Genomic DNA, 26,275 nt, shown 5'->3' on the forward strand with positions numbered 1-26,275 from the left:
TCAATAGGTACGAGGGGGTATGTGCTGGTCTCCGTTGTTGAGTGTTTCTCAGTGTTGATCAATAGTCGTCCCCACGATCTGTCACATCCTTCTCCACCATCGGCGCATCCGGGTCCTGTCCCGCTGGAAACTTCCCCTTCAAGCTCCACGCAAACGCAATGATCTCGGCAATCGTCAGATACAGCTCCTGTGGAATGCTGTCCCCCAGTTCCATGCGCGCCAGCAGCCTCACCAACTCGGCATTTTCGTAGATCGGCACTTCGCAGTCGCGGGCGATCCGCAGGATTTCTTCCGCCAGTTCTTCGTCGCCCTTGGCGGTGAGGGTGGGGGCGTGGGTGCCGTCGTATTTGAGGGCGATGGCCTGGCGTGGGGCGTTGGGGTTTTTCATGCGGTTTCGTCGACCCAGCGTTGTTCGAGGCGGGTTTGTGGGCCTTGGGGCGGTGTGCCGAGGTGGCAGTCCAGGTCGCCGACGTTCAGGCCGGCGGCCAGCAGGCGATCACGCAGCCCGGCCAGATTGCTTTCGATCAGGCTGGCGGTGTACGGCCGTTCGGCCCAGAGCTGGCTGGAGAGGCTGCCCTTGATCAGTTGCGCCTGGATTTGCAGGGGGCCCAAGGGCTCCATGGCGAAGGCCAGTTCGACTCGCCACAGCTGTTGCTTGGGTTCGCCTTGTTCGCGACGTTCTTTTGGTTGTTCTTTCTCGGCGGCGTCCTCGCGCTGGAACTTGACCTGCAAGGGCACGATGTCCTGCAGGTTGCGCATCGGGATTTCCAGCTGCCAGGTGCTCATCAGCCGTCCGTCGGCGGTGACGCCGGTTTGTTCCAGGCTCGACAGCTGATGGCTTTGCAGGCGCGAAACCGCAGCGGCGGCCAGACGTAGCAGGTGTTCGAGGTCGTTTTCGCCCTCGGCGCTTTGCAGCAGGCGGTCGGGCAGCGGGAAGCCGCCCGGCGTCGGTTTGGCGCTGACCTGGCCGAGCATGCCCAAGGCATTGCGGACAAAATTCGGCATGGCCTGGGCCAGGGTGTTGGCGGCGATGATCGCGCCGAGGCTGGTGTTGGCCGGCAAGCCCTGGCTCAACTGCGCAACCAGTTTGAGCAGGTCGCCTTTCATGTCCGGTGCGAGTGTCGGGTTTTGCCCGTTCAGCAGTTTGCTTTCGAGGAATGCACCACTGCTGGCCAGCGCCAGGGCCAGGCCTTTGGGGGTGCTCAGTTGCTGGACATCCGGCAGGCCGGCGAGCAACCGGGCAGCGGCGCTGCGCAGTTCGGTGGAGGTCTGGTCCGAGGGCGCAAGGTTCTGCAGGCGCTGGAGCAAGCCATCCAGCGAGCCTTGGCGGCTTTGCTGATCGACCAGTTGCCGGGTGACCGCCAGTTGTTCCTGGCGGCTGCTCAGGGGTACGAATTTCAATGTCTGGCTGTCTTGCACCTGCGCGCTCAACAAGGTGCCGATGCGCAAGGGCTGCGGACTGTCGATGTTCAGGGTGCTGCCGCTCAGTGCGGTGTTGAGCAGGCTCACCATTGAGCGAAACACCAGGGGCTGGCCGGGCACTTGCGGCAGCACTTGCGAGGTCAGCACCTTGCCCTGCAGTAGGGTGCCGACCGGCAGTTGCGCGGTGTCGAGGCGGGTGAGGGTGGCGACGCTGGAGGCGATGGCCTGTTGCACCGTCACGGCCAGGTTGCCGGCCGAGGACTGGGTGACGACCAGCGTGGTGCCCTGGGCCAGCGGTTGATTGCTGGTGGTCTGGACCGTGGTCTGGCGGCCGCTGTCGAGGGTGACCTTGAGCAGCATCTGGAAAGTCTGGTCCGCCTGCTTGAGCGACAACACTTCGGCCTGGGCGGTTTGACCGACGCTGATCAACCCCTCCACCGGTGTCAGCAACTTGAGCAGTTCACCACTGAGCACCTGCGGGCGTGAGGTCGCCGGGAGGGCCTGCGGCAGCGGGAGGATGTTCATTTCGCCTGTCATACGCGGTCACAACCTGAGGAAAATGCACTCTTTAGAGTAGGGCCTGGCATGTATAATGCCGCGCCGTTGTATCCAAAAATGGCGAAAACTTTGCAATTGTTTGACGCAGCTCTCTAGAACAAGACGTCATTGCATCTATGCTGCATCTCTTTAACGGCCGCGCCAGTGCCGACTTGAACCGTATAAGGCCCGTGAACCCTTGACCAGTCCTGTCCTGCAAACCGTTGCCCTTGCCTGTGAGCGAGACCTTCGGCTGCTCTTCGAAAATCTCGATTTGAGACTGGCCAGTGGCGAAATGATGCAAATCAGTGGCCCCAACGGCAGTGGCAAGACCAGCCTGTTGCGCCTGCTCTCGGGGCTGATGCACCCGACCGCCGGTCAGGTGTTGCTCAACGGCCAGCCGCTGAACGAGCAACGCGGCGAACTGGCGCGCAACCTCCTGTGGATCGGCCACGCGGCCGGGATCAAGGATTTGCTGACACCACAAGAGAACCTGAGCTGGCTGTGTGCCTTGCATCATCCGGCGACCCATGAGGCGATCTGGCAGGCGCTGGCGGCGGTCGGGCTGCGCGGATTCGAGGATGTGCCTTGTCACACCCTGTCTGCCGGTCAACAGCGCCGCGTCGCGCTGGCGCGCCTGTATCTGGATAGCCCGCCGCTGTGGATCCTCGATGAACCCTTTACCGCCCTCGACAAGCAGGGCGTGGCGCAACTCGAAGAACACCTGGCCGGCCACTGCGAGCGCGGCGGCATGGTGGTGTTGACCACTCACCACACGCTGAGCCGGATGCCGGCCGGTTATCGCGACATCGATCTGGGGAGCTGGGCCGTATGAGTGTGTTCGGCCTGTTGGTCGCCCGCGAGGCGCGTCTGCTGTTCCGCCGTCCGGCGGAGCTGGCCAATCCGCTGGTGTTCTTTGCCATCGTCGTTTCGCTGTTCCCGCTGGCCGTCGGACCCGAGTCTCAATTGTTGCAAACCTTGTCTCCGGGCTTGGTCTGGGTGGCGGCACTTTTATCGGTCCTGCTCTCGCTGGACGGGCTTTTCCGCAGTGATTTCGAAGACGGATCCCTTGAACAGTGGGTCCTTTCGCCGCACCCCCTGCCTCTTCTGGTTTTGGCCAAAGTGCTGGCACACTGGGCTTTTTCCGGCCTGGCACTGGTTTTGCTGGCCCCCTTGCTGGCACTGATGCTCGGTTTGCCTGCCGCCTGTCTGCCGGTGTTGCTGCTTTCGTTGCTGCTCGGTACACCGGTATTGAGCCTGCTCGGTGCGGTGGGCGCGGCGCTGACGGTCGGCTTGAAGCGCGGTGGCCTGTTGCTGGCCCTGCTGATACTGCCGTTGTACATCCCGGTGTTGATCCTTGGCAGTGGCGCCTTGCAGGCTGCCTTGCAGGGAATGCCGGCGACCGGTTATCTCCTGTGGCTTGGTAGCCTGACCGCCCTGGCGATAACCCTGACACCTTTTGCAATAGCTGCTGGCCTGAAGATCAGCGTCGGCGAATAATGAGGTCTGGTCAAAAAACGACCAGTAAAGACCCTCGCTCTTCACAGTAAAGAGCAACCGTGATGGAAACAGTATGAACTGGACGTGGTTTCACAAGCTCGGCTCGCCCAAATGGTTTTACGGCATCAGCGGCAAAATGCTGCCCTGGCTGAGCGTCGCGGCGTTGCTGCTGATCAGCGTTGGCGTGGTCTGGGGCCTGGCCTTTGCGCCGCCGGACTATCAGCAGGGCAACAGCTTCCGCATCATCTATATCCACGTTCCGGCCGCCATGCTGGCGCAGTCCATCTACGTGATGCTGGCGGTGTGCGGCATCGTCGGCCTCGTGTGGAAGATGAAACTGGCCGACGTCGCCCTGCAATGCGCGGCACCCATCGGTGCCTGGATGACCGCCGTTGCGCTGGTCACCGGGGCGATCTGGGGCAAACCGACCTGGGGCTCGTGGTGGGTCTGGGATGCACGCCTGACGTCCATGCTTATCCTGCTTTTCCTGTACTTCGGTCTCATTGCGCTGGGCAACGCGATCAGCAATCGTGACAGTGCGGCCAAGGCCTGTGCGGTGCTGGCGATTGTCGGCGTGATCAACATCCCGATCATCAAGTACTCGGTGGAGTGGTGGAACACCCTGCACCAGGGGGCGACTTTCACCCTCACCGAAAAACCGGCAATGCCTGCCGAGATGTGGCTGCCATTGCTGCTGACGGCGCTGGGTTTCTACTGTTTCTTCGGTGCGGTGCTGTTGCTGCGCATGCGACTTGAAGTGCTCAAGCGCGAAGCCCGGGCCAGTTGGGTCAAGGCCGAAGTGGAAAACAGCCTGGAGGTCGCTCGATGAGTTTTGCTTCATTCGGCGACTTCATCGCCATGGGTCATCATGGCCTGTATGTCTGGTCAGCCTATGGCATCTGCCTGGTGGTATTGGCCCTCAACGTGGCGGCGCCGATCCTGGCCCGCAAGCGGTATCTGCAACAAGAGGCGCGTCGTCTGCGCCGGGAGAACGGCAAGTGAATCCGCTGCGCAAAAAGCGTCTTATCATCATTCTCGCGATCCTGGTCGGGGTCGGCGCTGCCGTCGGCCTGGCCCTGAGCGCCCTGCAGCAGAACATCAACCTGTTTTACACACCCACCCAGATCGCCAACGGCGAAGCGCCACAAGACACGCGCATCCGCGCCGGTGGCATGGTCGAGGCCGGTTCCTTGCAACGTTCCGGCGACTCGCTGGACGTGAAGTTCGTCGTCACCGACTTCAACAAATCCGTGACCATCACCTATCGCGGCATCCTTCCGGACCTGTTCCGCGAAGGGCAGGGCATCGTCGCCCTGGGCAAGCTCAATGCCGATGGCGTGGTGGTGGCCGATGAAGTGCTGGCCAAGCACGACGAGAAGTACATGCCGCCGGAAGTGACCAAGGCGTTGAAAGACAGCGGTCAATCGGCCCCAACGCCCGCGAAGGAGGGTTGATCCATGACATCCGGCATCTTTATTCCCGAGCTGGGTCATCTGGCGATGATCCTGGCCCTGTGCTTCGCCCTGGCCCAGGCCGTGGTCCCGCTGCTCGGTGCCTGGCGCGGTGACCGGCTGTGGATGAGCCTGGCCCAGCCGGCGGCCTGGGGGCAGTTCAGCTTTCTGCTGTTTGCCTTCGGTTGCCTGACCTACGCCTTCATGGTCGATGACTTCTCCGTGGCCTATGTGGCCAACAACTCCAACAGCGCCTTGCCGTGGTACTACAAGTTCAGCGCGGTGTGGGGTGCCCACGAAGGGTCCCTGCTGTTGTGGGCCTTGATTCTCGGTGGCTGGACCTTTGCGGTGTCGGTTTTCTCCCGGCAGTTGCCACAGGTCATGCTGGCCCGCGTGCTGGCGGTGATGGGCATGATCAGCACCGGTTTCCTGCTGTTCCTGATCATGACCTCCAATCCGTTCAAACGCATCCTGCCGCAAATGCCCAGCGACGGTGCCGACCTCAACCCCTTGCTGCAAGACATCGGCCTGATCGTGCACCCGCCGATGCTGTACATGGGCTACGTCGGATTCTCGGTGGCCTTCGCCTTCGCCATCGCCGCGTTGATGGGCGGTCGCCTGGATGCCGCGTGGGCGCGCTGGTCGCGTCCTTGGACCATTGTGGCCTGGGCGTTCCTCGGCATCGGCATCACCCTCGGTTCGTGGTGGGCGTACTACGAACTCGGCTGGGGCGGCTGGTGGTTCTGGGACCCGGTGGAAAACGCCTCCTTCATGCCATGGCTGGTGGGTACCGCGCTGATTCACTCGCTGGCGGTCACGGAAAAGCGCGGCGTGTTCAAGAGCTGGACCGTGTTGCTGGCCATCGCTGCGTTCTCGTTGAGCCTGCTGGGCACCTTCCTCGTGCGTTCCGGCGTGTTGACCTCGGTGCACGCCTTTGCCTCCGATCCGGAACGCGGCGTGTTCATCCTGATTTTCCTGCTGTTCGTGGTCGGTGGTTCATTGACGCTGTTCGCCCTGCGCGCGCCGGTGGTCAAGAGCCAGGTCGGCTTCAACCTGTGGTCCCGGGAAACCCTGCTGCTGGGCAACAACCTGGTGCTGGTGGTGGCCGCCTCGATGATCCTGCTGGGCACCTTGTACCCACTGATTCTCGATGCCATGACCGGCGCCAAGCTGTCGGTCGGCCCGCCGTACTTCAACGCGCTGTTCATTCCATTGATGGCGTTGTTGATGGTGGTGATGGCGGTCGGCGTGATCGTGCGCTGGAAAGACACCCCGGTGAAATGGCTGCTGAGCATGCTGACCCCGGTATTGCTCGGCAGTGCGGCCATGGCCGTGGTGGCTGGCGTCGCTTACGGCGACTTCAACTGGGCCGTGCTCGCGACCTTCATGCTTGCTGCCTGGGTGCTGTTGGCCGGTGCGCGTGACATTGTCGACAAGACCCGCCACAAAGGCCTGATCAAAGGCCTGCCCACCCTGACCCGCAGCTACTGGGGCATGCAGATCGCACACCTGGGCATTGCCGTGTGTGCGCTGGGTGTCGTGCTGTCGAGCCAGAACAGTGCCGAGCGTGACCTGCGCCTGGCGCCGGGCGAGTCCATGGACCTGGCCGGTTATCACTTTATCTTCGAAGGCGCCAAGCACTTCGAAGGCCCGAACTTCACGTCCGACAAGGGCACCGTCCGGGTGATCCGCAACGGCAAGGAAATCAGCGTGCTGCACCCGGAAAAACGCCTGTACACCGTGCAGAACTCGGTGATGACCGAAGCGGGTATCGACGCCGGTTTCACCCGCGATCTCTATGTCGCCCTCGGTGAACCGCTGGGTAACGGCGCCTGGGCTGTGCGCGTACACGTCAAACCCTTCGTGCGCTGGATCTGGTTCGGTGGTTTGCTGACAGGTGCAGGTGGTTTGCTGGCGGCGCTGGATCGGCGTTATCGGGTCAAGGTCAAAAGCCGCGTGCGCGAAGCACTGGGCATGTCGGGAGCCACTGCATGAAGCGTTGGTTGATGTTGTTGCCACTGGCGATTTTTCTGGTGGTTGCCGTGTTTCTCTACCGTGGGTTGTACCTGGATCCGGCCGAGTTGCCTTCGGCCATGATCAACAAGCCGTTCCCGGAGTTTTCCCTGCCGTCGGTGCAGGGCGACAAGACCCTGACCCGCGCCGACATTCTGGGCAAGCCGGCGCTGGTCAACGTCTGGGGCACCTGGTGCATTTCCTGCCGGGTCGAGCACCCGGTGCTGAACAAGCTGGCCCAGCAGGGCGTGGTGATCTACGGCATCAACTACAAGGACGTCAACGCCGATGCCTTGAAGTGGCTGACGGACTTCCACAACCCGTATGTGCTGGACATCCGTGACGACGAAGGCTCGCTGGGCCTGAACCTCGGCGTGTACGGCGCGCCGGAAACCTTCTTCATCGACGCCAAGGGCATCATCCGTGACAAGTTCGTCGGCGTGATCGACGAGCAGGTCTGGCGCGAAAAACTGGCGGGCAAGTACCAGGCGCTGGTCGACGAGGCCAAGCCATGAAGCGCTGGATTGCTGCCGCTGTCCTGGGCTTGAGTATGGCCGGTGTGGCTCACGCGGCCATCGACACCTATGAGTTTGCCAAGGAAGGTGACCGCGAGCGTTTTCGCGAGCTGACCAAGGAGCTGCGTTGCCCCAAGTGCCAGAACCAGGACATTGCCGATTCCAACGCGCCGATTGCCGCCGACCTGCGCAAAGAGATTTTCCGCATGATCGGCGAAGGCAAGGACAACCAGCAGATCATCGACTTCATGGTCGACCGCTACGGTGACTTCGTCCGCTACAAACCTGCGTTGAACGCCAAGACTGCCTTGCTCTGGTTCGGCCCCGCCGGCCTGTTGCTGGGGGGCGTCGTGATCATCGCGGTGATCGTCCGCCGTCGTCGCGTGCAACGCGCCGGCACCCCGGGCTCGCTGTCTGCCGAGGAGCGCTCGCGCCTCGACCAACTGTTGGATAAAACCAAGAATGATTGATTTCTGGCTCGCTGCAGGTCTGCTGCTTCTGGTTGCCCTGAGTTTTCTGTTGATCCCGGTTTTGCGCAGCCGTCGTGCCCAGCGTGAAGAGGATCGTACCGCCTTGAACGTCGCGCTTTATCAGGAGCGCGTGGCTGAGTTGCAGACTCAGCAGGAAGAGGGCGTGCTCGATGCGGCGCAAATGGACGCCGGTCGTGCCGAAGCCGCCCGTGAGTTGCTGGCCGATACCGAAGGCGTCGAAGCGCCGCGGGTGTCGCGACTGGGTAAACCCCTGCCGTTGCTGGCGGCCGTTCTGGTGCCGGTGCTGGGCCTGGGGCTGTACATGCATTACGGCGCCAGCGACAAGGTCGAACTGACCCGCGAATTCTCCCAGGCACCCAAGTCGATGCAAGAGATGACCCAACGCCTGGAGCGTGTGGTCGCCGCTCAACCGGATTCCGCCGAAGGCATGTACTTCCTCGGTCGTACCTACATGGCGCAGGATCGCCCGGCGGACGCGGCGAAGATGTTCGAGCGCACGGTGAACCTGGCCGGTCGTCAGCCCGAGCTGCTCGGTCAATGGGCCCAGGCGCAGTACTTCGCCGATGGCAAGAAGTGGTCGGACAAGGTCCAGGCCCTGACCGACGAAGCGCTCAAGGCCGATCCGAAAGAAGTCACCAGCCTCGGCTTGCTCGGCATTGCCGCGTTTGAAGGCGAGCGTTATCAGGACGCCATCGATTACTGGAATCGCCTGTTGGCGCAGTTGCCGCCGAACGACCCGTCCCGGGAGGCGCTGCAAGGCGGGATCACCCGGGCCACGGAGAAACTGGTGGCCAGTGGTGGCAAGGTTGCGCAAGCACCGGCGGCCAAGACCGCGGCGTTGCTCAAGGTCAGCGTCGATCTGGCTGCGGAGCTCAAAACCAAGGTCCAGCCTGGCGACAGCGTGTTCATCTTCGCCCGTGCGGTCTCCGGTCCGCCGGCCCCGCTGGCGGTCAAGCGCATGACCGTGGCCGACCTGCCGGTGACCGTCGAGCTGAGCGATGCCGACGCGATGATGCCGCAATTGAAACTGTCGAACTTCCCTGAAGTCCAACTGGTTGCGCGTATTTCCCGTGCCGGCAAACCGACCGCCGGCGAGTGGATTGGTCGCAGCCAGCCTTTGGCCAGCAGCACCACCGCGCCGCAAACACTGACCATCGACAGTCCGGACAAATAACAGGAAAACGCTACCATGACCGCTATCGCTCGTATTGCCCTGCTCAGCGTCGTTTTGGGGTTAAGCGCTTGTGCGGTCCAGCGACCACCGGAGCAAACGGCTCCGCCGCCGATTCCGCGGTCGCAGCCCAGCCCTACGCCATCGACGTCGCCGGTACCGAGCAAGCCGTCTGTTCCGGTTAAACCCTCCAAGCCGCTGCCGCGCACGTCCGCCAGCTTTGCGCCACCACCGGGGGGCAATAGCCATTGGGATCCGAAGCTTGGGGTTTATGTGCTTGATGATCAGCCCAATACCTTTTATCGCCAGCGTACCTATTACCGTTGGGATAACGGCTGGAGCCGGTCGATCAGTCCGAAAGGGCCGTGGGAGGAAACTGACATTCACGGTGTTCCGGGTGGGCTTGGGCGGCAATTCGGGCAGTAACGCACTAAGGCGACCTTCGGGTCGCTTTTTTGTGCCTGATTTCCAGGTCGCTGCTGAACTCTGTGGGAGCGGGCTTGCTCGCGAAGGCGGCCTGACAGCCGACCTGTCTTTTGTTGACCGTGTACATATCCATTGCTGCGGTAACGGCCACTTATGGTTTCGCCCTTACGGCGACTCCCTTTTTTACAAGCGCCTAAAAAAGGAAGCAAAAAACGCTCGCCCCGAACGTACGGCCCCTCGCTGAGGCTCGGGGTTCCTTCGCTCCGGTATTCATCCGGGGGCATTGCCCTCCGGTCGGCTTCGCTTCGACCTACATGCAATGAGTTCGACTGCGTCGAACGGCGCTGCGCGCCCATCCCCGGATGAACACCTGCGCTCAGCCTGCCGAGGGGGCGGGTGGATCAAGATCACAAGCTGCAGGCGAGCTAACGCTCGGCCTGTTGAGTGGTGGGGTTGTACGCTGGCCCACTGGCAGGAGCTGCGGTGGGCTGCGATCTTTTGATCTTGATCGTCCGCCTCTTCGACACTTGGTCAAAAATCAAAATCAAAAGATCGCAGGGTATGACTCACCCACATAGGTAACAGTTTTTAACTGGCACTGGTCGAACACCCTGGGCCTATACCGTGATCGGGTGGAAAACCTGCTGGTGCAACGGGTGCAGGTGATGGATCATTCGCCAGGCCAGCGGGCTGATCGGGTGCAAGCGCCGTCAGGATGGTTTGCCGGTGGTCCAGCAAGTGTGGCGACAAATGAAGAGGGTGTTTTGATGGCGGGCAGGTTGATCTATCTCATCGGGCCTTCAGGTTCGGGCAAGGACAGCCTGCTGGATGCCGCGCGAACGCGGTTGGCCGAACGCGGCTGTCGTATCGTGAGGCGGGTCATTACCCGCTCGGCCGAAGCCGTGGGCGAGGCGGCGCTGGGTGTCAGTGCGCAGCAGTTTGCCGATATGGAAGCTCAGGGCGCGTTTGCCCTGAGCTGGCACGCCAATGGGTTGTCCTATGGCATCCCGCGGGAAATCGACGATTGGCTGGCCGCCGGCCAGGACGTGCTGGTCAATGGCTCTCGGGGGCATTTGCAGAACACGCGCCAGCGCTATCCAGACGTATTGGTGCTGTTGTTGACTGTGGATCAAGAGGTACTGCGGCATCGCTTGCTGGAGCGCGGGCGAGAATCGTTGATCGAGATCGATCAGCGTCTGGCGCGCAATGCGCGATTCAGCGAGCGGCTGCTGGCCGACGACCCGGCCGTGCTCCTGCTCGACAACTCCGGGCCGCTGGAGTCCACGGTCGAACACTTGCTGGCCTGTATTGACGAGCAATCCCCATGTGCCTGACGTTGCAGTGCATCGTCGAGTTGCAGCCGAAGCCGCTGGTGTTGACCCGTGTCGGGCACACCTTGAATGCGTGGTTGATAAATCATCGTGGTGATTTGCCGGCGAATGTCAGGGTCGGGTTTGGTGGGTGTGCGTTGTAGCGATCAGGCGTGGTGATTTTCAAAGCATTGCCCGGAAACTGTTCAATGCCTTGACCGACTGAACCAAGCCTTGACGTAACAATAGATCGAGATAAGTGTCAGTGTTCATCGGTGGGGCCTTCAGTTGCTTGCGCTGTCGTTGTGCCGCGGCGACCACTGCTGCCGGATCCAGGTCGAAAAGGTCATTGACGAATTCGTCGGGGTGCTGGGCCTCGATGCCATAAGGTTGCAACGCGGTGCGGGGGAAGTCTTTCTGGTTGAAGGTGACAATGACGCTGGCGTTGCAACGAATGGCAGCCGCCAGGACATGTCGGTCATCCGCGTCGGGCAGCGTCAGTCCTTGTATCAAAACTTCGTACCCCGACACGCAGGCGTCGGGAATCGCCAGATCCATTAGCTCGCAGGTGCGATTCAATTGCGTGGCGTTGAGATCCGGGCGGTTTTTCAGCAGATTGCGTTTCCATTCATCGTGTATTGCCACTGACCATTTCGCCCTGAAAAGCCCGGAGAGCGCTAGCCACATCAGAAAGTCTCTCAAGGGCGCGGGGTAAAGCACGCAAGCGTCATATACAGCGGTAAATGAAGAGTGCCTCACTCGTATCCTGTCCTTAACGCCTGTGCCTGCTCGGCGAGAAGCATCATTGCCTGCTCGCTGGCGGTGTCGCGCCGGTTTTTATAGTCCATCAAGTCGGCAAAACGCACACGTCGGTGCTTGCCGGTTTTGTGGTAGGACAGTTCGCCGGATTCGAGCAGTTTGATCAGGTGTGGACGTGAGACATTGAGCAGGTCTGCCGCTTCTTGCGTAGTCAGTTCAGCGTGAACCGGGACTACTTTCACTGCGTTACCGGCCGCGAGTTCCGCCAGAATATCGACTAGCAAACGGAGCGCCGAGGTGGGCAGTTCGATGTTATGCGCTTCGTTCTGCTCATCGAATATCTGGATGTGCTGAGTTTCGAACCGGGTGGCGAGATAGGCAGCCAGGGTGCGTTGCCCCTCGATCGCGGCCTGTATTTCGTGTTTCGCGGGCAAATTGATTGGCGGATGAATGACGGTCGACATGACGGCTTCCAATTTCAGAATAATCGATTTCAGCAGGCTATTCGAATTAATCGAAAATCGCAATAAACGAAACGCCTGGCTTTCAAACCTCGTTCTTCAACAACCCCTGCACATACTCCACAAACGCCCGAGCCTTGGCGCTGGCCATTCTCCCGGTGGGGAACACAGCCCACAGGTCCTGGTTCGGCAATGCCCAGTCCTTCATCACTTCCCGGACCGAACCGTCGGCCAGTTCTGGCGCAAACATCCATTGCGAGGCCATGGTCAGTCCTTGATGGGCCAGCACGGTTTCACGCAGGCCTTCGGCGGCGTTGACACGGATCCGGCCGCTGACGATCACCGATTGCTTCTCGCCGGCCTTGCTGAATTGCCAATTGGCGCCGTCACCGAGGGTGTAGACGATTGCCTGATGCTTGCACAGGTCGGCGGGGCAGGTGGGGGCGTCGTGTTTTTCGAAGTACGCCGGTGTACCCAGTACCATGCGCCGGCATTCGGCGATCTTGCGCGCAGTCAGGCCCGAGTCGCTCAACGCGCCCATGCGCAGGGCGATATCGACGCCTTCTTCCACCAGATTGACATTGCGATCGTCGAGCATCAGGTCGATGTTCAGCTCCGGGTGTTGCTCCAGGAAGGGGCCCAGGTGCGGAACGATGTGCAGCCGGCCGAAGGTGACCGCCGCGCAGATACGCAGGTTGCCACTCAGCCCGCTGGCGCAACCCCGTGCGGCGTTGTCGGCCTCGTCGGCTTCTTCGATGGCACGCTTGGCCCGCTCGAAAAAGGCCAGCCCGGCTTCGGTGGGCGTCAGGCCGCGAGTCGAGCGCAGCAACAATCGCACCGCCAGACGCGATTCGAGTTGCGCGATGGTTTTCGACACGGCCGGCTGGCCGATGTTCAGGCGTCGTGCCGCGGCGGAAAACGAGCCGGTTTCCACCACGTAGACGAAGGTTTCCATTGCGCCGAGGCGGTCCATTGAGGGTGGTCCTTGTGCCAAATCCTGAGGATGTCGCAAGTCAATGGTTTCAAGCCATCGCCAACGATGCCTTCGGCGAAACACTCAGGAACCGCAATAACGCCAGCAGTGGAAACGCACTGCCGACGATCACGATCCACAGCCAGCCGCCCTGTTCGTACACTGCGCTGGCCACCGAAGAGCCGAAGGCGCCGCCGATGAAGATGCTGGTCATGTACAGCGCATTCAGGCGGCTGCGGCTTTTGCCGTCGAGGGCGTACACCGCACGCTGGCCGAGGACCATGTTCATCTGCACGCAGAAGTCCAACACCACGCCGGTCACGGCCAGGCCGATGACGCTGTAGGCCGGATGGATGAACGCCGGCAGAAAACTCAGGCTGGCGAACAGCAGGGCCAGCAACGATGCGATGCGGGTGTGGCCGGCATCGGCCAGGCGTCCGGCGATCGGGGCGGCGATGGCGCCGATGGCCCCGACCAGGGCGAAAATCGCGATCTCGCTTTGCGACAAGCCGTGATTGCGCGCCAATTCCAGTGGCACGGCGGTCCAGAACAGGCTGAAAGTGGCAAACATGCAGCCCTGGTAAAACGCCCGCTGGCGCAGCACCGGTTGCTTGCGCAGCAGCGTCCACAGCGAGCCCAGCAACTGGCCATAGGAGGCGCTGTGATCAGGTTCACGCTTGGGAATGGTGACGGCCAGCACGATGCTGATGGCCGCCATCAACACCGCGGCAATCACAAACATCGCGCGCCAGCCGAAGTGGTCGGCCACCACGCTGGACACCGGCCGGGCCAGCAGAATGCCGAGCAGCAAACCGCCCATGATCCCGCCCACTACACGGCCACGGGTTTCTTCCGGCGCCAGGTGTGCGGCCAGTGGAATCAGAATCTGCACCGATACCGAGCTGAACCCCACCAACAGCGAAATAAGCAGGAACACATTCGGCTGATCGGTGAACGCCGCACCCAGCAGGCTGGCAATCGCCACCAGGGTGGTGATGATCATCAACCGGCGGTTCTCCAGCAGATCCCCCAGCGGCACCAGGAAAAACAGCCCCAGTGCATAACCGATCTGGGTCAGGGAAACGATCAGGCTGGCCATGGTGTTGCTCAGGCCGATGTCCGGGGCGATCAGGCCGATGATCGGCTGGGCGTAGTAGATGTTGGCGACAATGGCCCCGCAGCAGAAGGCGAACAGCAGCACCATGCCTCGGGTCATTGTCGCGGTGCCGCGGGGCACCTGGGTCGCTGGGTTCATAACGGGGCTCGCTGTACGGAAAGGAATGCGCGCAGGCTAACGGGCTGGCTGAAGCGGCGGAAGCGGGATTGGAGTGATAGCTATCATTCCATTGCGGAATGACTGACGGACGCGTGTGTCGTCCGCCGAATGGCCTTGCCTGTAGGAGCGAGTCTGCTCGCGATGGAGTCACGGTCAACGCGTTTATTCAGAAAAACGCATTATCGTTGACGTCCATCGCGAGCAAGCTCGCTCTTACAGGTGTTTATTGCGCATAAATCTGGTCGAAAACCCCGCCATCGTTAAAGTGGGTCTTTTGCACGGTACGCCAGTCACCGAAGGTCTTCTCGACGGACAGGAAGTCCACTTTCGGGAAACGGTCGGTGTACTTGGCCAGCACGGCCGGGTCACGCGGGCGCAGGTAATTGGCGGCAGCGATCTCCTGGCCTTGCGGCGACCACAGGTACTTCAGGTATTCCTCGGCGGCAGCGCGGGTGCCTTTCTTGTCGACGGTTTTGTCGACCACCGACACCGGTGGCTCGGCTTCGGCGGAAACGCTAGGGTAGATGACTTCGAACTGATCACGGCCGAACTCGCGGGCGATCATTTCCGCTTCGTTCTCGAAGGTCACCAGCACGTCGCCGATCTGGTTGGTCATGAAGGTGGTGGTGGCGGCGCGGCCACCGGTATCGAGTACCGGCGCTTGCTTGAACAGCTTGCCGACGAAGTCTTTGGCCTTGTTCTCGTCACCGCCGTTTTTCAGCACGTAGCCCCAGGCCGAGAGGTAGGTGTAGCGACCGTTCCCCGAAGTCTTCGGGTTCGGCACGATGACTTGCACGCCATCCTTGAGCAGGTCCGGCCAGTCTTTCAGGGCTTTCGGGTTGCCCTTGCGCACGATGAACACGGTGGCCGAGGTGAACGGCGCGCTGTTGTTCGGCAGGCGCGTGACCCAGTTGTCCGGGACCAGTTTGCCGTTGTCCGCCAGGGCATTGATGTCGGTGGCCATGTTCATGGTGATGACATCCGCCGGCAGGCCGTCGATCACTGAGCGCGCCTGTTTACTGGAGCCGCCAAAGGACATCTGCAGGGTGATGTTTTCGTTGTGCTCGGCTTGCCAGTGTTTCTGGAACGCAGTGTTGTAGTCCTTGTAGAAATCGCGCATCACGTCGTAGGAAACGTTGAGCAGCGTCGGTGCGGCTTGAGCCACGCTGGTCAGTGCCAGGCCAGCGGCCAGAAGAGAGGCGCTAAAGAGTTTTTTCACTGCGCAATCCTTGTTCTATATAAAAGATGGGGCATTTTGCCAGCGACTATAACCGTGCTCGCATAGACCTTTAAAGATTAAAAAGCTCTTTGCTTATTCCGTTTTTTTGAACAGTGCATTGCCGCAACGGGAGCAGAATGCAGCACCGTGTTCGTGGCTGTTTTTCTTGCACACCGGGCAGTCGTGTTGAAGTTGATCGCCGCGCATGGCGTTGGCCAGTTCAGCGGTGAAAATCCCGGTTGGCACGGCGATGATCGAGTAACCGGTGATCATCACCAGCGACGAAACAACCTGGCCCAGCGGCGTCTTCGGCACGATGTCGCCGAAGCCCACGGTGGTCAGTGTCACGATAGCCCAATAGATGCCTTTGGGAATGCTGGTGAAGCCATGTTCCGGGCCTTCGATCACATACATCAGCGTGCCGAATACCGTCACCAGCGTGCAGACGCTGACCAGGAACACCACGATTTTCTGCTTGCTGCCGCGCAGCGCCGACATCAGGTAGTTGGCTTGCTTGAGATAAGGGCTGAGCTTGAGCACGCGGAAGATCCGCAGCATGCGGATGATCCGGATAATCAGCAGATACTGCGCATCGGCGTAATACAGCGCGAGGATGCCGGGCACGATGGCCAGCAGGTCCACCAGTCCGTAAAAGCTGAAGGCGTAGCGCAGGGGTTTGGGCGAGCAGTACAGGCGCAGGATGTATTCGCCGAGGAAGATCACCGTGAAGCCCCACTCGATATAGGCGAGTACATCGGCGTAGTTGCGGTGAATGCTGTCGATGCTGTCGAGCATCACGATCACCAGGCTGGCGAGGATGATCAACAGCAGGATGCCGTCGAAGCGCCGGCCCGCCTGGGTGTCGGTCTGGAAAATCATGACGTAAAGGTCTTCACGCCAGTGTTTGTTGCTGTCCATGGATAACGCCTGACTCGATGATCAGCGCAGCCTAGGTTGATTCTCCCCGGTAGCGCAAGGCGCGCTTTCGACCCGGGCTTTGCCGAGCATCTGAACAACCGTGCGGATCAGCCAGCAGCCAAGAATGAAAGGCGCGGTCAGCGTGGGCAGACCCATGGCGGCAAACACCGGCGTCAGCAACAGCGCCAGGCCGATGCCAACCAGCGGCAGCCACGGTTGGCGACGCTGCGAGCTGAAGGCGAGGGCGGCGAGTACGGCGTTGTAGCCGCCGAGACCCAGCAGTGCGGTGTAGAAGTCGTGCTGCAGCAGGCTCCAGCCCATGCCCGCGACAGACGCCAACAACGCCCAGCAGAAGGCGCGGCGATCAGCGATCAGCAAACCGGCGGCAATCATCGCACCGGCCAGCGGATGACCGAGGAACATCACCTGACCGATGCCTTTGAAAGGGGCGGCGAGCATGTTCAGGGTGCTGACTTCGATCAAATGCGCCTCTGTCGAGGGCGTGGCGAAGCACAGCAGCACCCAGCTCAGCACCACGAACGGCGTGGTGTAGGCGGGGAGGTATTGGCTGAACCGGACGCGCTTTAGCCACTGCTGGGTGAGCATCGCGCTCAGGCCGCCGGCGGCCAGAATCAGCGGCGGCATCATCGCCGACCAGGGGAAGTACAGGCTCAGCAACAGACCGAGCAGAACGCCGTTGTAGCTGAACAATCCGGCCTGACGGTCAGCCTTGGCGTAGTTGCGACGTTGCGCGGTGAACAACCCGGCAACACCGCCGAGCAAGGCGCCGCCCAGCAAGGCGGGTGCAGTGAACAAAATGGCCAACAGACACAGCAGGCCGCACAGCGGATTACGCTGGAGAAAGATCTGGCTGAAGCCGTTGAGCAAGGCTTCGGCCCAGTCGGGGCAGTGGGTGTTGAAATGGTTGGCAGGCATGATGGAGTCTGTGGTGTTTCCAGTGAATCGTGTCGCCTGCTTCGCGAGCAAGCCCGCTCCCACAGTTGATCTGTGTGCACCACAGAATCAAAGACTGAACAAAGATTCAATGTGGGAGCGGGCTTGCTCGCGAAGAGGCCAGTTCAGGCGCTAGATCAATGTCTCGATACGCAGAGAGTTAGTCGATCCCGGCTGTCCAAAGGGCACACCGGCGGTGATCAATAAGGTATCGCCACGCTGCGCCATGCCTTGGGCCTGGGCGATCTCCAGCGCTGTGGAGCAGACTTCATCGACCTGGCGCAGGCGATCGTTGACCACCGAGTGCACACCCCACGCCACGCTCAGGCGACGGGCGGTCTGCAGGTTCGGCGTCAGGTTGAGGATCGGCACGGTCGGCCGCTCCCGCGCCGCACGCAGGCTCGACGCGCCGGATTCGCTGTAATTGACCAGCACCGCCACTGGCAGCACGTTGCTGATACGGCGAATGGCGCAGCTGATCGCGTCGGAAACGGTGGCTTCGGCTTTCGGTCGGCTGACGTCGAGTTGAGTCTGGTAGTCCGGACCGTTTTCCACCTGGCGGATGATCTTGCTCATCATCTGCACGGCTTCGAGTGGGTATTCGCCGGACGCGGTTTCCGCCGACAGCATCACCGCGTCCGCACCTTCGGCCACGGCGTTGGCAACGTCAGTGACTTCGGCGCGGGTGGGCGCCGGCGAGAAGCGCATCGACTCCAGCATCTGCGTGGCCACCACCACCGGTTTGCCGAGCTGGCGGCAGGTGCTGATGATGTTCTTCTGGATCTGCGGCACGCTTTCGGCCGGCACTTCCACGCCCAGGTCACCGCGGGCGACCATGATCGCATCACTCAATTCGGCGATTTCGCGCAGTTGTTCGACCGCCGAGGGCTTCTCGATCTTGGCCATCAGGAAGGCCTTGTCGCCGATCAGGCTGCGGGCTTCGCGGATGTCGTCCGGACGTTGCACGAACGACAGTGCCACCCAGTCCACGCCCAGCTCCAGACCGAAGGTCAAGTCGCGGCGATCCTTGGCGGTCAGCGGGCTCAGGTCGAGCACCGCTTGCGGCACGTTCACGCCTTTGCGGTCCGACAGTTCGCCGCCATTGAGCACGGTGGTGTCGATGGCGTCGGCGTACTTGGTCACGACCCGCAGGCGCAACTTGCCGTCGTCCAGCAGCAGGTCCATGCCCGGCTCCAGCGCGGCGATGATTTCCGGGTGGGGCAGGTTGACCCGGCGCTCATCACCCGGCGTGGCATCGAGGTCCAGGCGCAGGGCCTGGCCGCGTACCAGTTGCACCTTGCCTTCGGCGAATTTGCCAACCCGCAGTTTCGGGCCTTGAAGGTCCATCAGAATGCCCAATGGATAATTCAGTTGGCGCTCGACTTCACGAATCCACTGGAAACGCTGGGCGTGGTCCGCGTGATCGCCATGGCTGAAGTTCAGGCGGAAGATGTTGACCCCGGCCAGCACCAGCTCACGGATGGCGTCGATGCCGTCGATGGCCGGGCCGAGCGTAGCGAGGATTTTGACCTTTTTGTCAGGCGTCATGTTTAGTGCTCTCAAGGATCAGAATGGCGCGGAAGTCGTTGACGTTGGTTCGGGTCGGCTCGGTGACGATCAGGGCGTCGAGTGCCTCGAAGTAGCCGTAACCGTTGTTGTTGTCCAACTCGTCGCTGGCGCTCAGGCCCTTTGCGGCGGCGCGGGCGTAGCTGTCCGGGGTCATGATTGCGCCGGCGTTGTCTTCCGAGCCGTCGATGCCGTCGGTGTCACCGGCCAGTGCGTAGACGCCGGGCAGGCCTTTGAGGCTGTCGGTCAGGCTCAGCAGGAACTCGGCGTTGCGCCCGCCACGGCCATTGCCGCGCACGGTGACGGTGGTTTCACCGCCCGAGAGAATCACGCAGGGCGCCGCCAGTGGCTGACCGTGCAGGACGATCTGTCGCGCGATGCCGGCGTGGACCTTCGCCACCTCGCGGGATTCGCCTTCGAGGTCGCCTAGGATCAGCGGGCTGAACCCGGCCTGACGGCATTTCACTGCCGCCGCTTCAAGGGATTGCTGCGGACGGGCGATCAATTGGAAGTGACTGCGTGCCAGGCTCGGGTCGCCGGGTTTAACGGTTTCCGATTCGGGGCTTTGCAGCCAGGTGCGCACCGAGGCCGGAACCTCGATGGCGTAGCGTTTGAGGATCGCCAGGGCTTCGGCCGAGGTGCTCGGGTCGGCCACGGTAGGGCCGGAAGCGATGACCGTGGCGAGATCGCCCGGTACATCGGAAATCGCATAGGTGTAGACAGTGGCCGGCCAGCAGGCTTTGCCCAGGCGGCCGCCCTTGATCGCCGAGAGGTGCTTGCGCACGCAGTTCATCTCGCCGATGGTCGCGCCGGACTTGAGCAGGGCTTTGTTGATCGACTGCTTGTCGGCCAGGGTGATGCCTTCGGCCGGCAGTGCCAGCAGGGCAGAGCCACCACCGGAGAGCAGGAAGATCACGCGGTCGGATTCGTTGAGGTCGCTGACCAGTTCCAGCACACGCTTGGCCACGGCCAGGCCGGCGGCGTCCGGTACCGGGTGCGCGGCTTCGACCACTTCGATTTTTTCGCAAGGTGCGCCGTGACCGTAACGGGTCACCACCAGGCCTGACACTTCACCCTGCCAGCAGCGCTCGACCACCTGTGCCATGGCGGCTGCGGCTTTGCCGGCGCCGATGACAATGACGCGACCGCTGCGGTCGGCAGGCAGATGGGCTTCGAGGACTTGTTGCGGATGCGCCGCGTCGATGGCTGTGGCAAACAGCTCGCGCAGCAATTGTTGCGGATCGACCGACATGGCGGGCTCCCGGAATTCTTGTTATTTGAAGGGCGACTCGGTCCAGTGTGGGAGCGGGCTTGCTCGCGAAGGCGGCTTCACATTCAACAGAGATGTTGACTGACATGGCGCCTTCGCGAGCAAGCCCGCTCCCACATGGGGATGGGGCAGGACTTACTTCTTGTCGCGAATCGAGAAGTTCGCCATGTGTTCCAGACCCTTGATCAGCGCCGAGTGATCCCAGTTGCTGCCACCGATGGCCGCGCAGGTGCTGAACACTTGCTGGGTGTTGGCGGTATTCGGCAGGTTGATGTTCAGCTCCTTGGCGCCTTGCAGGGCCAGGTTCAGGTCCTTCTGGTGCAGGCTGATGCGGAAGCCAGGATCGAAGGTGCCCTTGATCATGCGCTCGCCGTGCACTTCGAGGATCTTCGAGGAAGCGAAACCGCCCATCAGTGCTTCACGCACCTTGGCTGGATCGGCACCGTTTTTCGAAGCGAACAGCAGGGCTTCGGCCACGGCCTGGATGTTCAGGGCCACGATGATCTGGTTGGCCACCTTGGCGGTTTGACCGTCGCCGTTGCCACCGACCAGAGTGATGTTCTTGCCCATGGCCTGGAACAGCGGCAGGGCGCGTTCGAAGGCGTCGGCATCGCCGCCGACCATGATGCTCAGGGTCGCCGCCTTGGCGCCGACTTCACCACCGGAGACCGGGGCGTCGAGGTATTGCGCGCCTTTTTCGTTGATCTTCGCGGCGAAAGCCTTGGTGGCGGTCGGCGAGATCGAGCTCATGTCGATCACCACTTTGCCTTTGCCCACGCCGGCAGCGATACCGTCGGCACGGAACAGCACGTCGTCGACCTGCGGGGTATCCGGCACCATGACGATGATGAACTCGGCTTCCTGGGCGACTTCTTTCGGGTTCGCCAGAGCAACGGCGCCAGCGGCGACCAGGTCGGCAGGGGCGGCGTCGTGGTGCGCCGACAGGAACAGGCTGTGACCGGCTTTCTGCAGGTTCAACGCCATTGGGTGGCCCATGATGCCGGTGCCGATAAATCCGATTTTAGCCATGAGAAAATCCTCTTGTTTTGTGCTTTCTGTAGGAGCGAGCCAGCTCGCGATGAACCCCGAAGCAACGCGGGCATCCAGACAGCCCGCGTAATCGTTGACGACCATCGCGAGCAGGCTCGCTCCTACAAGGGATATGTGTCAGATCGCGTTGTGGGTTTTGAGCCAGCCCAGGCCCGCTTCGGTGGTGGTCAGCGGCTTGTATTCGCAACCGACCCAGCCCTGATACCCGATGCGGTCCAGGTGTTCGAACAGGAAGTGGTAGTTGATTTCACCGGTGCCTGGTTCGTTGCGCCCCGGGTTGTCCGCAAGCTGCACGTGGTTGATCTCGCCCAGGTGCGATTGCAGGGTGCGGGCCAGGTCGCCTTCCATGATTTGCATGTGGTAGATGTCGTATTGCAGGAACAGGTTGGCGCTGCCGACCTGCTCGCGAATCGACAGGGCTTGCGCCGTGTTGTTCAGGTAGAAACCTGGAATGTCACGGGTGTTGATCGCTTCCATCACCAGCTTGATGCCCGCCGCTTGCAGCTTGTCGGCCGCGTACTTGAGGTTGGCGACGAAGGTTTTCTCCACGGTGGCATCGTCAAAGCCCTGCGGCCGGATACCGGCCAGGCAGTTGACCTGGGTGTTGCCCAGCACCTGCGCGTAGGCGATGGCCAGATCGACACCGGCACGGAACTCCTCAACCCGGTCCGGCAGGCACGCGATACCGCGCTCGCCCTTGGCCCAGTCGCCGGCCGGTAGGTTGAACAGCACTTGGGTCAGACCGTTGGCGTCGAGCTTGGCCTTGATTTCGGCGGAGCTGAAGTCGTACGGGAACAGGTACTCGACACCACTGAAGCCGGCTTTGGCGGCCGCTTCGAAACGGGCAAGAAAGTCCTGTTCGGTGAACAGCATGGACAGGTTGGCTGCGAAACGCGGCATGGTGGTCTCCTGTATATGTATGAAGCCCCTTGTGGGAGCGGGCTTGCTCGCGAAGGCGGAGTGTCAGTCGACATCAATGGTGAATGTCAGACCGCCTTCGCGAGCAAGCCCGCTCCCACAGGGAGAGCGGTCAGCAGTTAGTCCAGCAGCGAAATCGCGGTTGGTGCGTCGTCGCCGACCAGCGCCAGGTCTTCGAATTCGTTGACGGCGTTGATCTCGGTGCCCATGGAAATGTTGGTCACGCGCTCCAGGATGATCTCGACGATCACCGGAACCTTGAACTCTTCGATCAGTTCCTGAGCCTTGCGCAGGGCAGGCTGGATCTGAGCCGGTTCGAACACACGCAGCGCCTTGCAACCCAGGCCTTCGGCAACTGCAACGTGGTCGACACCGTAGCCGTTGAGTTCCGGCGCGTTCAGGTTGTCGAAGGACAACTGCACGCAGTAGTCCATGTCGAAACCGCGTTGCGCCTGGCGGATCAGGCCCAGGTACGAGTTGTTCACCACGACATGAATGTAGGGCAGCTTGAACTGCGCGCCCACCGCCAATTCCTCGATCATGAACTGGAAGTCATAGTCCCCCGACAGGGCCACGACTTTACGGTTCGGATCAGCCTTGACCACGCCCAGTGCTGCCGGAATGGTCCAGCCCAGAGGGCCTGCCTGACCGCAGTTGATCCAGTGGCGCGGCTTGTAGACGTGCAGGAATTGCGCGCCGGCAATCTGCGACAGACCGATGGTGCTGACGTAGCAGGTGTCCTTGCCGAACACCTGGTTCATTTCTTCGTAAACGCGTTGCGGCTTGACCGGCACGTTGTCGAAGTGAGTCTTGCGCTGCAGGCTGGCTTTACGCTGCTGGCAGTCTTGCAGCCAGGCGCTGCGGTTCTTCAGCTTGCCGGCAGCTTGCCATTCGCGAGCGACTTCGATGAACACGGTCAGCGCGGCAGCGGCGTCGGACACGATGCCCAGGTCCGGGGTGAACACGCGGCCGATCTGCGTGCCTTCGATGTCGACGTGGATGAACTTGCGGCCTTCGGTGTAGACGTCAACCGAACCGGTGTGACGGTTGGCCCAGCGGTTACCGATGCCCAGCACCACGTCCGACTTGAGCATGGTCGCGTTGCCGTAGCGGTGCGAGGTCTGCAAGCCAACCATGCCCACCATCAGCGGGTGATCGTCCGGGATGGTGCCCCAGCCCATCAGGGTCGGGATCACCGGAATACCGGTCAGCTCGGCGAACTCCACCAGCAGGTCGCTGGCGTCGGCGTTGATGATGCCGCCACCGGCCACCAGCAATGGACGCTCGGCCTGATCCAGCAAGGCCAAGGCCTTCTCGACCTGAACCCGGCTAGCGGTCGGCTTGGCCAGCGGCAGTGGCTGGTAAGCGTCGATGTCGAATTCGATTTCCGCCATTTGAACGTCGAACGGCAGGTCGATCAGCACCGGGCCTGGACGGCCGGAGCGCATTTCATAGAAGGCTTTCTGGAACGCGTAAGGCACCTGGCCTGGTTCCAGAACGGTGGTCGCCCACTTGGTGACTGGCTTGACGATGCTGGTGATGTCGACAGCCTGGAAGTCTTCCTTGTGCATACGGGCGCGGGGTGCCTGGCCGGTGATGCAGAGGATTGGAATCGAGTCGGCCGAGGCGCTGTAGAGCCCGGTGACCATGTCGGTGCCGGCAGGGCCGGAAGTACCGATGCACACGCCGATGTTGCCGGCCTTGGTGCGGGTGTAGCCCTCGGCCATGTGCGAGGCGCCTTCAACGTGGCGAGCGAGTACGTGATCGATGCCGCCGACCTTTTGCAGGGCGGAGTACAGCGGGTTGATGGCGGCACCCGGGATGCCAAAAGCGGTATCGACCCCTTCACGGCGCATCACCAGAACGGCGGCTTCGATTGCTCTCATTTTGCTCATGGTTTTGTGCCTCTTTACGTTTTGTAATTGTATACAAGTGGCTTTGCGCAGAGTGTATTCACGGCGGACGGCGCAGGTCAATCCATTTTCTCAAGCGCTTGTTTCATTCGTCGGAAGCCCGTTCCACTGTGGCTTTTCGTCGCATGTGGCGCCTTTCGAGAATTATTGTATACAAAAAAATAATTCATTGTGTTCTATTTGTTGCATCGGGCTGCGGCACAAACGCGCAGCCCCACGACTTTCCCTATAACAAAATGAGGACGGCACCATGAGCGCTTTAACCTTGAAAGTCGCAGTCAACCTGGTCAACGAGGCCATCACCGCCGGGCGTGCAATCGCCGCGGCACCCTTGACCATCGCGGTACTGGATGCCGGCGGGCATCTGATCACCCTGCAACGCGAAGACGGCGCCAGCCTGCTGCGCCCGCACGTCGCCATCGGCAAAGCCTGGGGCGCCATCGCCCTGGGCAAGGGCTCACGCCTGCTGGCGCTGGACGCCCAGCAACGCCCGGCGTTTATCGCCGCGTTGAACAGCCTGGGGCAGGGCAGTGTCGTGCCGGCACCGGGTGGTGTGCTGGTGCGGGATCAGGAGGGGAACGTGCTGGGGGCGGTGGGGATCAGCGGCGATCTGTCGGATGTTGACGAGCAGTGCGCGATCAATGCCATCGAGGCGTTGGGGTTGGTGGCGGATGCGGGGGTGGCGGCTTGATTTTCGCTGACTGAACTACCGCTTTCGCGAGCAAGCCCGCTCCCACATTGGATCTATGGTGTTGCAAATCCCCTGTGGGAGCGGGCTTGCTCGCGAAAGCGATCTCCCAGACACATCCAGCTAAAGGTCTGTACCGCCATTCTGTCTTCGCTGATCTAGCCTTTTCTGGAGTTCATCCATTAGAGGGGCAAAGGAATGCCTGAGCTGTCAGCTTCACACCGCCTGCGCATCGGCCGCTACACCGAACAAAATCGCATCTATCTACTGACTGCCAACACACTAAAACGAGAGCCCGTTTTCAGGGATTACCCCTTGGGCAGGTTGGTGGTGCATCAGTTCAGGCAAGCACAGAGTGAGGGATTTGCCGAGTCGTTGGCCTGGGTGGTCATGCCCGATCATTTCCACTGGTTAATACAATTGCATAGAGGATCGCTGGCGCAACTCATGTGCCAGACGAAGTCATTGAGTACTCGTGCAATCAACAGTGCAACTGGCAGATCGGGCAGTCTCTGGCAACAGAGTTTTCATGACCATGCGCTGAGAAAAGAAGAGGATCTGGTAAAGCTGGCTCGATACGTTGTGGCTAACCCATTGCGGGCTGGGTTGGTTCAGAAGCTGGGTGATTATCCGTTGTGGGATGCGATCTGGGTTTGATCTAAAACCGGGTTGCCGCCATTCGCGAGCAAGCCCACTCCCACATTGGATCTATGGTGTTGCAAATCCCCTGTGGGAGCGGGCTTGCTCGCGAAGGTCGCGACTCGGTCTACCGCTCCGGCTCACAGCCCTTGAGCACCAACCGGATAATCGTCTGCGCCGCCGCTTCGTAATCTTCTTCATCCAGCCTGGCCTTGCCGGTGATGGCGGTGATCTGCCAGTCGAAGTCGGCGTAGGTCTGGGTGGCGGCCCAGATGCTGAACATCAGGTGGTTGGGGTCGATGGGGGCGATTTGTCCGCGGTCGATCCAGGTCTGGATGCACTCGATGTTGTGTTTGGCCTGGCCATTGAGCTGTTCGACCAGATCGCTGCTCAGGTGGGGCGCGCCGTGCATGATTTCGCTGGCGAACACCTTTGAGGCGAAAGGCAGGTCGCGGGAGATGCGGATTTTCGAGCGAATGTAGCCGCTGAGCACTTCGCCGGGTTCGCCGTCCGGATTGAACGGTGTCGAAGCCTGCAGGATCGGCTCGATGATGCTTTCCAGGACCTCGCGGTAGAGGTTTTCCTTGGATTTGAAGTAGTAGTAGACGTTGGGCTTGGGCAATCCCGCCTTGGCCGCGATGTCGCTGGTTTTGGTCGCAGCGAAGCCTTTGTCGGCGAACTCCTCACTGGCGGCACGCAGGATCAATTGTTTGTTGCGCTCGCGGATAGTGCTCATAAACCCGGTGATTCCTTGCCTGTTCTGGCGGTTGCGCATGGTATCACCGGCCTCGCGCGGCGCTCAAGAATGCACCGTAGGCTCTTGTGTCGCGCTATG

28 protein-coding genes are annotated in these 26,275 nt (G+C 61.3%); 13 read left to right on the forward strand and 15 right to left on the reverse strand.

Annotated elements, in window-relative coordinates; all coding sequences use genetic code 11:
• Positions 1–58: 58 nt before the first annotated feature.
• On the reverse strand, positions 59–388 hold the full coding sequence (locus tag BSF40_RS01645; protein WP_095963865.1) for an EscU/YscU/HrcU family type III secretion system export apparatus switch protein: 330 nt from the start codon (positions 386–388) through the stop codon (positions 59–61).
• Positions 385–1,959 carry a flagellar hook-length control protein FliK gene (locus BSF40_RS01650; RefSeq protein ID WP_095963866.1) on the reverse strand — a complete coding sequence of 525 codons (1,575 nt, stop codon included), beginning with the start codon at positions 1,957–1,959 and terminating at the stop codon, positions 385–387. The genes BSF40_RS01645 and BSF40_RS01650 overlap by 4 nt, the downstream gene beginning before the upstream one ends.
• A gap of 199 nt (positions 1,960–2,158) precedes the next feature.
• Here BSF40_RS01650 and ccmA point away from each other — a divergent pair, with 199 nt between their 5' ends.
• From ccmA to phnN, 11 genes are all read left to right on the forward strand, one after another.
• The gene (ccmA, locus tag BSF40_RS01655; protein WP_095963867.1) at positions 2,159–2,794 is read left to right on the forward strand and encodes a cytochrome c biogenesis heme-transporting ATPase CcmA; all 636 of its coding nucleotides are present in this window, start codon (positions 2,159–2,161) and stop codon (positions 2,792–2,794) included.
• Entirely contained in the window at positions 2,791–3,459 is a 669-nt protein-coding gene (gene ccmB / locus BSF40_RS01660) for a heme exporter protein CcmB (protein WP_007983326.1), read from the forward strand. Before ccmA ends, ccmB begins: the two co-directional genes overlap by 4 nt.
• Before the next feature lie 73 nt (positions 3,460–3,532).
• Positions 3,533–4,288: a heme ABC transporter permease gene (locus BSF40_RS01665; protein WP_007980756.1), complete on the forward strand. Its 756-nt coding sequence runs from the start codon at positions 3,533–3,535 to the stop codon at positions 4,286–4,288.
• On the forward strand, positions 4,285–4,461 hold the full coding sequence (gene ccmD / locus BSF40_RS01670; RefSeq protein ID WP_057398391.1) for a heme exporter protein CcmD: 177 nt from the start codon (positions 4,285–4,287) through the stop codon (positions 4,459–4,461). The genes BSF40_RS01665 and ccmD overlap by 4 nt, the downstream gene beginning before the upstream one ends.
• Positions 4,458–4,913: a cytochrome c maturation protein CcmE gene (gene ccmE / locus BSF40_RS01675; protein WP_008052305.1), complete on the forward strand. Its 456-nt coding sequence runs from the start codon at positions 4,458–4,460 to the stop codon at positions 4,911–4,913. The genes ccmD and ccmE overlap by 4 nt, the downstream gene beginning before the upstream one ends.
• Positions 4,914–4,916: 3 nt before the next feature.
• Complete coding sequence (locus BSF40_RS01680; RefSeq protein WP_095963868.1) at positions 4,917–6,905, forward strand: heme lyase CcmF/NrfE family subunit; 1,989 nt, start codon at positions 4,917–4,919, stop codon at positions 6,903–6,905.
• Positions 6,902–7,438 (forward strand): DsbE family thiol:disulfide interchange protein, encoded by a 537-nt coding sequence (locus BSF40_RS01685; protein WP_095963869.1) that lies wholly within the window; start codon positions 6,902–6,904, stop codon positions 7,436–7,438. Before BSF40_RS01680 ends, BSF40_RS01685 begins: the two co-directional genes overlap by 4 nt.
• On the forward strand, positions 7,435–7,908 hold the full coding sequence (locus BSF40_RS01690; RefSeq protein WP_095963870.1) for a cytochrome c-type biogenesis protein: 474 nt from the start codon (positions 7,435–7,437) through the stop codon (positions 7,906–7,908). Before BSF40_RS01685 ends, BSF40_RS01690 begins: the two co-directional genes overlap by 4 nt.
• Positions 7,901–9,103: a c-type cytochrome biogenesis protein CcmI gene (gene ccmI, locus BSF40_RS01695; RefSeq protein WP_095963871.1), complete on the forward strand. Its 1,203-nt coding sequence runs from the start codon at positions 7,901–7,903 to the stop codon at positions 9,101–9,103. Before BSF40_RS01690 ends, ccmI begins: the two co-directional genes overlap by 8 nt.
• Before the next feature lie 15 nt (positions 9,104–9,118).
• Positions 9,119–9,526, forward strand: a complete 408-nt coding sequence (locus BSF40_RS01700) for a hypothetical protein (protein WP_007980770.1) — start codon at positions 9,119–9,121, stop codon at positions 9,524–9,526.
• A gap of 767 nt (positions 9,527–10,293) precedes the next feature.
• Positions 10,294–10,860 carry a phosphonate metabolism protein/1,5-bisphosphokinase (PRPP-forming) PhnN gene (gene phnN, locus BSF40_RS01710; RefSeq protein WP_095963872.1) on the forward strand — a complete coding sequence of 189 codons (567 nt, stop codon included), beginning with the start codon at positions 10,294–10,296 and terminating at the stop codon, positions 10,858–10,860.
• A 159-nt stretch (positions 10,861–11,019) separates the two neighbouring features.
• Here phnN and BSF40_RS01715 read toward each other — a convergent pair whose 3' ends face one another.
• The 12 genes from BSF40_RS01715 to gcl all read right to left on the reverse strand — a co-directional run bounded on the left by BSF40_RS01715 (position 11,020) and on the right by gcl (position 24,095).
• On the reverse strand, positions 11,020–11,595 hold the full coding sequence (locus BSF40_RS01715; protein WP_095963873.1) for a PIN domain-containing protein: 576 nt from the start codon (positions 11,593–11,595) through the stop codon (positions 11,020–11,022).
• Positions 11,592–12,059, reverse strand: a complete 468-nt coding sequence (locus tag BSF40_RS01720; RefSeq protein ID WP_095964055.1) for a helix-turn-helix domain-containing protein — start codon at positions 12,057–12,059, stop codon at positions 11,592–11,594. The genes BSF40_RS01715 and BSF40_RS01720 overlap by 4 nt, the downstream gene beginning before the upstream one ends.
• Before the next feature lie 82 nt (positions 12,060–12,141).
• On the reverse strand, positions 12,142–13,029 hold the full coding sequence (locus tag BSF40_RS01725) for a LysR family transcriptional regulator (RefSeq protein ID WP_095963874.1): 888 nt from the start codon (positions 13,027–13,029) through the stop codon (positions 12,142–12,144).
• Positions 13,030–13,078: 49 nt separating this feature from the next.
• Complete coding sequence (locus BSF40_RS01730; protein WP_095963875.1) at positions 13,079–14,284, reverse strand: MFS transporter; 1,206 nt, start codon at positions 14,282–14,284, stop codon at positions 13,079–13,081.
• 244 nt (positions 14,285–14,528) lie between these two features.
• Positions 14,529–15,524, reverse strand: a complete 996-nt coding sequence (locus BSF40_RS01735) for a sulfate ABC transporter substrate-binding protein (protein WP_095963876.1) — start codon at positions 15,522–15,524, stop codon at positions 14,529–14,531.
• 93 nt (positions 15,525–15,617) lie between these two features.
• Positions 15,618–16,442, reverse strand: a complete 825-nt coding sequence (locus tag BSF40_RS01740) for an ion transporter (RefSeq protein WP_095963877.1) — start codon at positions 16,440–16,442, stop codon at positions 15,618–15,620.
• A gap of 21 nt (positions 16,443–16,463) precedes the next feature.
• Positions 16,464–17,378, reverse strand: coding sequence for an urea transporter (locus tag BSF40_RS01745; protein ID WP_095963878.1), 915 nt, complete (start codon positions 17,376–17,378; stop codon positions 16,464–16,466).
• Positions 17,379–17,528: 150 nt separating this feature from the next.
• Positions 17,529–18,944, reverse strand: coding sequence for a pyruvate kinase (gene pyk, locus BSF40_RS01750; RefSeq protein ID WP_015096206.1), 1,416 nt, complete (start codon positions 18,942–18,944; stop codon positions 17,529–17,531).
• Entirely contained in the window at positions 18,934–20,214 is a 1,281-nt protein-coding gene (locus BSF40_RS01755) for a glycerate kinase (protein ID WP_007971416.1), read from the reverse strand. Before BSF40_RS01755 ends, pyk begins: the two co-directional genes overlap by 11 nt.
• A gap of 153 nt (positions 20,215–20,367) precedes the next feature.
• Positions 20,368–21,261, reverse strand: a complete 894-nt coding sequence (locus tag BSF40_RS01760; RefSeq protein ID WP_095963879.1) for a 2-hydroxy-3-oxopropionate reductase — start codon at positions 21,259–21,261, stop codon at positions 20,368–20,370.
• Positions 21,262–21,399: 138 nt separating this feature from the next.
• Entirely contained in the window at positions 21,400–22,182 is a 783-nt protein-coding gene (gene hyi, locus BSF40_RS01765) for a hydroxypyruvate isomerase (protein WP_095963880.1), read from the reverse strand.
• Between the two features lie 137 nt (positions 22,183–22,319).
• Positions 22,320–24,095: a glyoxylate carboligase gene (gcl, locus tag BSF40_RS01775; RefSeq protein WP_008020595.1), complete on the reverse strand. Its 1,776-nt coding sequence runs from the start codon at positions 24,093–24,095 to the stop codon at positions 22,320–22,322.
• A gap of 268 nt (positions 24,096–24,363) precedes the next feature.
• Between gcl and BSF40_RS01780 the strand changes: the two genes are divergently transcribed.
• Both BSF40_RS01780 and BSF40_RS01785 read left to right on the forward strand, forming a co-directional pair.
• A complete protein-coding gene (locus tag BSF40_RS01780; RefSeq protein ID WP_095963882.1) occupies positions 24,364–24,804 on the forward strand; it encodes a heme-binding protein in 441 nt (146 codons plus the stop codon).
• Between the two features lie 195 nt (positions 24,805–24,999).
• On the forward strand, positions 25,000–25,458 hold the full coding sequence (locus BSF40_RS01785) for a transposase (RefSeq protein ID WP_095963883.1): 459 nt from the start codon (positions 25,000–25,002) through the stop codon (positions 25,456–25,458).
• Between the two features lie 109 nt (positions 25,459–25,567).
• Here BSF40_RS01785 and BSF40_RS01790 read toward each other — a convergent pair whose 3' ends face one another.
• Positions 25,568–26,176, reverse strand: coding sequence for a TetR/AcrR family transcriptional regulator (locus BSF40_RS01790; protein WP_015096199.1), 609 nt, complete (start codon positions 26,174–26,176; stop codon positions 25,568–25,570).
• Positions 26,177–26,275 lie beyond the last annotated feature (99 nt).

The sequence above is a fragment of the Pseudomonas sp. ACN5 genome (assembly GCF_002303975.1).
Taxonomy (GTDB): Bacteria; Pseudomonadota; Gammaproteobacteria; order Pseudomonadales; family Pseudomonadaceae; genus Aquipseudomonas; species Aquipseudomonas laurylsulfatiphila.